The organism is Parasaccharibacter sp. TMW 2.1891 (assembly GCF_023337675.1).
In the GTDB taxonomy this organism is placed as follows: domain Bacteria; phylum Pseudomonadota; class Alphaproteobacteria; order Acetobacterales; family Acetobacteraceae; genus Bombella; species Bombella apis.
Genome location: NZ_QORT01000001.1, coordinates 1226488 through 1234262, shown reverse-complemented (window position 1 = coordinate 1234262; position 7775 = coordinate 1226488). Strand labels below are relative to the sequence as shown.

The 7775-nt window shown below is 55.4% G+C and carries 8 protein-coding genes; all 8 read left to right on the top strand.

All coding sequences use genetic code 11. From position 1 onward, the window contains the following. The first annotated feature begins 397 nt into the window (after positions 1-397). The 8 genes from DTJ15_RS05480 (at position 398) to DTJ15_RS05445 (ending at position 7612) form a co-directional block, all read left to right on the top strand. A complete protein-coding gene (locus tag DTJ15_RS05480) occupies positions 398-862 on the top strand; it encodes a hypothetical protein (RefSeq protein ID WP_043559754.1) in 465 nt (154 codons plus the stop codon). Between the two features lie 104 nt (positions 863-966). Beyond that, the gene (locus DTJ15_RS05475) at positions 967-2130 is read left to right on the top strand and encodes a homoserine O-acetyltransferase (protein WP_081563276.1); all 1164 of its coding nucleotides are present in this window, start codon (positions 967-969) and stop codon (positions 2128-2130) included. Further along, the gene (metW, locus tag DTJ15_RS05470; RefSeq protein ID WP_043561041.1) at positions 2120-2731 is read left to right on the top strand and encodes a methionine biosynthesis protein MetW; all 612 of its coding nucleotides are present in this window, start codon (positions 2120-2122) and stop codon (positions 2729-2731) included. Before DTJ15_RS05475 ends, metW begins: the two co-directional genes overlap by 11 nt. A gap of 262 nt (positions 2732-2993) precedes the next feature. Then, the gene (locus tag DTJ15_RS05465; RefSeq protein WP_249109593.1) at positions 2994-4304 is read left to right on the top strand and encodes a DEAD/DEAH box helicase; all 1311 of its coding nucleotides are present in this window, start codon (positions 2994-2996) and stop codon (positions 4302-4304) included. 117 nt (positions 4305-4421) lie between these two features. Next, positions 4422-4979, top strand: a complete 558-nt coding sequence (locus DTJ15_RS05460; protein ID WP_349292452.1) for a thioredoxin domain-containing protein — start codon at positions 4422-4424, stop codon at positions 4977-4979. 116 nt (positions 4980-5095) lie between these two features. Beyond that, on the top strand, positions 5096-5578 hold the full coding sequence (locus DTJ15_RS05455; protein ID WP_249109591.1) for a 5-fold beta-flower protein: 483 nt from the start codon (positions 5096-5098) through the stop codon (positions 5576-5578). 155 nt (positions 5579-5733) lie between these two features. Further along, positions 5734-5997 (top strand): hypothetical protein, encoded by a 264-nt coding sequence (locus DTJ15_RS05450; RefSeq protein ID WP_043559760.1) that lies wholly within the window; start codon positions 5734-5736, stop codon positions 5995-5997. Positions 5998-6376: 379 nt separating this feature from the next. Then, complete coding sequence (locus DTJ15_RS05445) at positions 6377-7612, top strand: site-specific integrase (protein ID WP_249109588.1); 1236 nt, start codon at positions 6377-6379, stop codon at positions 7610-7612. Positions 7613-7775 lie beyond the last annotated feature (163 nt).

The following is a 7775-nucleotide window of genomic DNA, read 5'->3' as shown; positions in this document are numbered from 1 at the left end:
AACCTGAAGGTCGTAGGTTCAAATCCTACCCCCGCATCCATACCCACAAAATCAGAAACAACCACATAGCCATGGTCCTCCCGTGGGTCCACACGTTCCCCAACCATCTGTCACGAATAAAGGGAACAGACTCCACGAGAGGATATAACCATCCTCATGTGAGAATCGATATCTTGTGTGCTGTGGATGCAAAGAACCACAGCATCTTGTGTTTCTGAAACCTGATTCTCTGGCTTATAGAAAACTTTAATAACGTCAATAACTGGCTGTTTTTGTAGCTCTTTACGTATTTTTGCCGGGAGAGAGGGAATTCAGGTCGCATCTTTCTGTTGAAAGTGAGAAGAGTTCTCATCTAACGTCATTCATGAAGCAACTCGCAGAGAGAGGGAGAGGCCTCATGAACATCATTCAGATTGCCGAACGGCGTGACACCATCCATGACGCTTCCATGAAGACACTGGCGCGGGAGGAGCAGACAGCCCTGTGGGCCCTGCGGTATCTGCTGGGGCCGAGCTGCTGGCGGCGCTCCATGTCTCTGTCTGGGCTTCTGGGGCAGGAGGCAGAGCGCCTTCAGGAGCGGTTCAAGGCGCTTTTTCTTCATGCTGTCTGTGCAACCGCAGCCTTGGAATATTCGGCCACGGAGGAACATCTCCTGAACATTCTGTCAGATATGCAGAATGCTCCGGAGGAGCAGACTCTACATTCTGAGCTGGGCGAAGCGCTGATGCATCTTGGGCAGGCTCTGGCTGCTTATGGGTACTGGCTCCCCGTGCGCAAGAGGATGCAGTCTGTGGCCGAGAGGATGCCAATGCCGGCCTTGGCTCAGGATAACTATCCGGAAATGCTGGAAGCAGCGGAATAAGCAGTTTTCGGAACGATGCCGTGGGCTCCGTGCTTATTCTGTCTTGAAACCATGAGTATGGCAGTGTTTTTATACGGGTTTCTCGTTACAGACAGCCGGAGCCGATGTTGGAAGTACAGTCTATCACTTTCCCTGAGGGGATGACCCTTCAGTGTGGGGAGAAGATCGCTCCGCTGGATATTGCCTATCAGACATATGGTGAGCTTTCTCCCACAAGGGATAATGCCATCGTCATATGTCATGCTTTTACCGGCGACCAGTATGTGGCCAGCCCGCATCCCGTTACGGGGAAGCCGGGCTGGTGGTCCCGTATGGTCGGTCCCGGTTTGCCTATCGATACGGACCGTTTCTTTGTCATCTGTGCCAACGTGCTGGGTGGCTGTATGGGGACCACCGGCCCCACAACGGTACGGGCCGGGACAGAGCGGCCATGGGGGAAGGATTTTCCTCCAATCACCATGCACGATATTGTGGCCGCTCAGGTAAAGCTGGTAGACCATTTTGGCATTGACAGGCTTTTTGCTGTCATTGGTGGCTCCATGGGTGGGATGCAGACATTGACATGGGCCACGGATTATCCAGATCGCGTCTTTGCTGCCATGCCGATTGCAACATCGCCGTTTCAGTCAGCCCAGAACATTGCGTTCAACGAGGTCAGTCGTCAGGCCATTTATGGTGATCCGGACTGGCACGGGGGGGATTATCAGGCCCATGGCGTCATCCCGGCCCGTGGTCTGGCCGTGGCCAGAATGGTTGGCCATATCACCTATCTTTCGGAAGAAGCCCTGACCAGGAAGTTCGGGCGGGAAATCCGTCCCGGCACCATGCCGGCCCCCCATGATCCACTGGCTGCCCTCCCTTTTGGGGGCATGTTCCAGGTGGAAAGTTACCTGCGCTACCAAGGGTCCAACTTTACGCGCCGCTTTGATGCCCATTCGTATCTGAGTATTTCGAGGGCCATGGATTTTTTCGATCTGGGCAGCGAGCATGGAGGCAGTCTTTCGGAGGCGTTCCGAGGCGTGACAACCCGTTTCTGTATTGTGTCTTTCAGTTCTGACTGGCTGTTTCCGACATCCCGTTCCCGGACACTGGTTCGGGCCATCACCCAGGCAGGAGGGCATGTGTCTTTCGTGGAAATAGACAGTGACCGGGGGCATGATGCGTTTCTTCTGGAAGAGCCGGATTTTGACAGAACGGTTCGTGGGTTTCTGAATGGAATGGCCCGTCAGGCCGGTCTGGCTGAGGGAGACCATCATCATGCGCTTTGATCAGGAGTTGATTGCCGCCATGGTGGCCCCCCATAGCCGGGTGCTGGATATCGGGTGTGGCGACGGAAGCCTGATTGGCCACCTGTCCAGGGAGAAGAATTGCGACGCCCAAGGGCTGGAGCTGGACATGAAAGCGGTCACGCAGTCGGTAGCCCATGGTCTGCCCGTCATGCATGGTGATGCCGATGTGGTGCTGGCTGATTATCCTGATGGAACGTTTGATTACGTCGTTCTGCAAAGGACGCTTCAGGCAGTGGACTGTCCACGGGATGTCCTGAGGCACATGCTGAGGATAGGTCGGCTGGCGCTGGTCTCTTTTCCCAATTTTGGACATTGGCGGCTGCGCTGGCATCTGTTGCGGACGGGGCGGATGCCGATGACATCCGTCTGGCCTACCCCTTGGTATGAAACGCCGAACATCCATCCCTGTACGATCTATGATTTCTTTGCATTGTGTGAGGAAGACGGGTACGAGGTCTGTCAGTGGATGGTCGTGAACGGAAACCGTCAGTCCCGTCTGGCAGGGTGTTCGCCCCATCTGGCCAATCTGTTCGGGGAGCAGGGACTGTTTCTTCTTCGCCGCAAAAGTGAACAGAAATAGAATTCACGGAGACGTTATAAGGCAGTTTGCAGGCCCTAACGATCTGTTTTCATTGTTTTTTATGGAAACAGAGGTAGCCTGCCTTTTTTGCGAAATAAGGTCATAAAAAGACATCGTCTTTTTCCTCTTGTTATAAGACAAATAGAGTCCTATTTTTGGGCGGGACGAGCGGAACGCCTCAGGAAAGAGGGGTTCAGGCGTTTATTTTATGCGGTGTTGCCAGATCAGAGTGCTGGAGTAACGCCGGTTTTGAGGAAGAATCATGAGCAGTTTCAAAGCGCTCGGTCTGGCGGCCCCGATTTTGCAGGCGCTGGACGGAGAGGGCTACACCACGCCAACCCCCATTCAGGCTGGGGCAATTCCCCATCTCATGGAGGGACGGGATCTTCTCGGTCTGGCGCAGACAGGAACGGGCAAAACAGCAGCATTTGCTCTGCCCATCCTCCATTATCTTCTGGAACATCCCCGCAAGGCGGCCCCCCGTAGTGCGCGTGTTCTGGTGCTGGCCCCGACGCGGGAACTTGTGGCGCAGATTGCCGACAATTTTGCCGCCTATGCCCGGCACATGAAATTCTCCCATGCGGTGATCTTCGGTGGCGTGGGGCAGAACCGGCAGGTGGAAGCCATGAAGCGTGGCGTTGATGTCATGGTGGCGGCCCCCGGCCGTCTGCTGGACCTCGTCGGGCAGGGGCATATCGATCTTTCCACGCTGGAGATTGTCGTGCTGGATGAGGCAGACCGCATGCTGGACATGGGGTTTGTTCATGACATCCGTCGCATTGTGGCCCGTCTCCCGGAGAAGCGACAGACATTGCTGTTCTCGGCGACCATGCCGCCATCCATTCGTGAGCTGGCCCATTCCCTGCTGAATGACCCTGAAACTGTTCAGGTCACGCCGGAATCCAGTACGGTGGATCGCATCCGGCAGGCTGTCCTGTTCGTGGATTCCACAGCGAAGAAAGAAGCCCTGATGATGCTGGTCAATAATGACCGTGTCGTGCGGGCCGTTGTTTTTACGCTGATGAAGCATGAAGCCAACAAGGTGGCGGAATATCTCAGCAAGAATGGGATCCCGGCAGCCGCCATTCATGGGAACAAGTCGCAGGGGGCCCGGGAGCGTGCCATGCAGGGCTTCCGCGATGGCAGTGTCCGCGTGCTGGTCGCTACGGACATTGCCGCTCGTGGCATTGATGTGGATGAGGTCTCTCACGTCTTCAATTATGACCTGCCAAATGTGCCGGAAGCTTACGTCCACCGTATCGGTCGGACGGCCCGTGCTGGTCGGGATGGCTGGGCCGTGTCCCTTTGTGATGCCGAACAGCGTGCCTGGTTGCGGGATATTGAGAAGCGTATCGGCAAGAACGTGCCGGTGATTACGGATCACCCATACCATTCCACAGAGGCCCAGAACTCGACTCTGCCACCGCCTGTGCTGGGTGGTGGACGTGGCGGCCGGGGAGGGCGTGGCGGTAGCGGCGGTGGACGTGGTCGTTCCTCACGGCCGCAGACGTCCTCCCGCCCTGCTGCTGGTGGGCGGGCAGCCCCCGGAGCCAGAAGGCGGCGTTCCTCCTGATTCTTCTGTCAGTCATGTTCCAGATGAGAAACAGCCCCGTGTCATGCGGGGCTGTTTCTGTATGGAGTGCAGGATAAAGTGCAGGGCAGATTCGTCAGTCCGGCAGAAGGAGACGTCATGATGGTTGAAAAAACAGGAAAGCCGGTTGATCTGGTCTGGGGCCATGGAGCCCGGAAGATTGAGGTCTTTCTGGAACCAACCTGTCCTTTCTGTGTGCGTGCTTCCAGAAAGCTCATGCCGCTTCTGGAGCATGTGGGGGAGGACAGGCTGACGCTTCAGGTGCATCTTCATTCCCAGCCGTGGCATCTGTTTTCGGGCATTCTGGTCCGGTGCATTCTTGCTGCGGCGACCCTGCCTGATGGCCGGGATACGGCCTGGCAGACAGTGCGGACGATCGGTGATCACAGGGAAGAGTTCGAGTTTTCCCATCATTGTGAAGGGCCGAACATGCAGACCACGCCCGACGATCTGATCAGCCGGCTTGAGGGTCATACCCGTCTCAATCTGGCAGTGCCTTTTCGCCTTCCCAGCGTGACGGATGCCATGAAAGCCCATGCCCGTTACGCACGGCAGCACGGCATTCATGTTTCACCAACTGTCATGCTGGATGGAAAGGTGGATGACCGTTTTCAGAGCGGGCAGTCCGTCGAGGAATGGGTGGCCCTTCTGAAGTGAGATGGGGCTGCCGGAGGCTGTATGGTCATTACGCAGTCTTCATGGGGCAGCAACATGGGCCACATGCGGCGTAGTGTAATGACGGGGAACGGGTGATCTGTTCAGGGAGACATGGAATGAAACGTGTGGGTATTTTGCTGGTCATGGGATGGCTGGGGGTTGTTGGCCCGGTGAGTTCTGCCGGGGCGCAGATGTTTTTCGGCCATGTGCAGCAGATCAGTGATGTGCGGGACCGGAACGGGTCTTACGTGGGGAGCATCGACGGGGACGGAACCCTGCGGGACCGTAATGGTTCTTCCATTGGCAGCCTTGAGCAGGATGGCCTCATCCGTGACCGGAACGGTGCGTCTTTCGGCAGTATGGAGGATGATGGAACCGTGCGTGACCGGAATGGCTCGTCTGTCGGCAGTCTGGATGATGATGGAACCGTGCGGGACCGGAACGGGTCTTACGTGGGGAGTATCGACAGGGACGGTACCCTGCGTGACCGTAATGGTTCGTCCGTTGGTAGTATTGATAAGGATCGTCTGGGGGAACAGCTCTCCAGGGAAGACCGGACGACGGGTGCTCTGATCCTGCTGCACCGTCTGCCCCGGTAAGCCGTGTCACACCATCAGCAGGCCAGCCCTGCATGAAGTGCACTTGTTGTCCGGTTGGCAAACTTTCACCGTGAAGACGGGGCGGTGACGCCCCTCTCCAACAGGGGATAACAGACCCTGTCCCGGCAGGGTCTTCATAATGAAAGGCTGGAAACATGCCGACAACAGCATCTCATGAGCACAAGGCACCTCATGCCAGCAGCTCTCTGCATGAGCTGGCCCGCAAGGCCATCCATACACCGAAGCTGCTGACAAAGGATGAGATCATCCGACTGGCAGATCATGTTCTGAAGAGTGGTGAGCACGCCACGGACGCAGAACGTGACATCGCCCGGAAGGCTCACCACAATCCCGAAGGGCTGGAAGCCTCCCACATCACGGCTCTGGGCAGACGGGCCGAACACGATCACCGGGGCTGACTGGTTCCATACGTGAAGACTGTCACGGGCCTGCCATTCCCTGAGGGAGGGCAGGCTTTTTTTGATGCTTTCAAGGGGCAGTCGAGGCCCCCGGCTGAGCCCCCGTAGTGCCTGCCTGACCGGCCTCAAAGAGGAGGTCAGCACGAAAGACACGCCCCAACGGACCGGTTTCCATCAGGCGTTGAAAGATGATCTTGTGAGAAGTCTGCCTTATGGCGGATGGGGTGAACTCCTAACCTCTGATCCTTTCTTTTTCCTTAAATTAAAAAAATGCCCTGAAAACAGCCAGTTATGAGAATGTTCTTTTTCTCCCTCTTTCATTTTTTCCCTCTATAGCGCAAGAATGAAGTAAGGACAGAGAATGGGATGTTAAGGATATATGGCCCGGCGTTTATACAAGCTGACAGACAAAGCCATTCAATCGCTACCAGAGGGGAATCATAGCGATGGTGGAAATCTGTATATCCGTATCCGGGTGAAGGGTGATCTTGTGCATCGTTTCTGGAACATTCGTTACAAAAGCCCGGCTACAGGCCGTATCAGAGAAATGGGTATCGGCTCATTTGAAATATGCAGTTTGCGGGAAGCTAGGCAGAAGGCCTTTCATGCCCGGAAGCTCATTGCCGATGGTGTGGACCCGCTGGAAGAACGGCAAAGCGAACAAGCAGAGCATTTGCGCCGGGTAGGTAAGACATTTGCCTATGCCGTGCAGGCTTACCTTCAGCGCCAAAAAGTAAAATGGAGAGACCCCAAAGCTCCTTCTGCATTTCTCAACACGCTAGAGCAATACGCCTTCCCGATTATAGGCCAAAAGCCCGTTGCGGCCATCTCACAGAATGATGTGTTAGCCGTTCTGCTTCCTATTTGGGAAAGCAAAACAGAAACGGCCCGGCGCATCCGTAACCGCATAGAACAAGTCTTAGATTATGCGACTGCCCTGCATTGGCGGGAAGGTGACAATCCGGCCCGATGGAACGGCCCCCTTGCTCATATCCTGCCAGAACCAGCTAAGCTGATACGGGATCGTAAGCAGCCACATTATGCCCTGACAGTTGAGCTATTGGGGCAGGCCATCAAACACCTTGAGCACGTGGGAAGTGTTGGCGCTCTGGCTGTTCGTTTCTGTGCCTTTACGGTTTGCCGTTCTGGAGAGGTGCGTGGGGCCCGCTGGCAGGAAATTAACCTAACGGACGCCGTATGGACGATCCCGGCGCACCGTATGAAAGCTGGCAAGGAACACCGTGTGCCTCTTTCCCATGCGGCTATGTCAGTGCTGGAATTAGCTAAGCCTCTTTATGATGGGCGCATGGATGCTTTGGTTTTCCCCAATAACAAAGGTGCGGCTCTTTCTGATGTGGCTTTAAGTAAGGCTCTCAAGAACGCTGCATACCCCCTGACAGGGGATAGGAAAGCGACCGTCCACGGGATGCGGTCCACGTTTCGGGATTGGGTGGCAGAAGAAACAGAGTATGACGCTACAGCGGCAGAACTAGCCCTTGCCCATACGGTAGGTAGTACAGTCGAGCGGGCCTATCGCCGGGGGGATATGTTCGCTAAGCGCCGGGCATTGATGGAGGCGTGGGCTGAAAGACTATCTTTCAAAGTAAATGTGTGATGGTCACACATGACGCTTAAATGCATACCCGTTCCACTCTGGATTGCGTAAAATATTATGTAACATAAAATGTTACAAAGGGCGGTCTGTATCCGGGTGGGATACACCTGTAAATATGAAAATAGGTTATATATTCTTCAGAGACACACTTTTTGCTTACAAA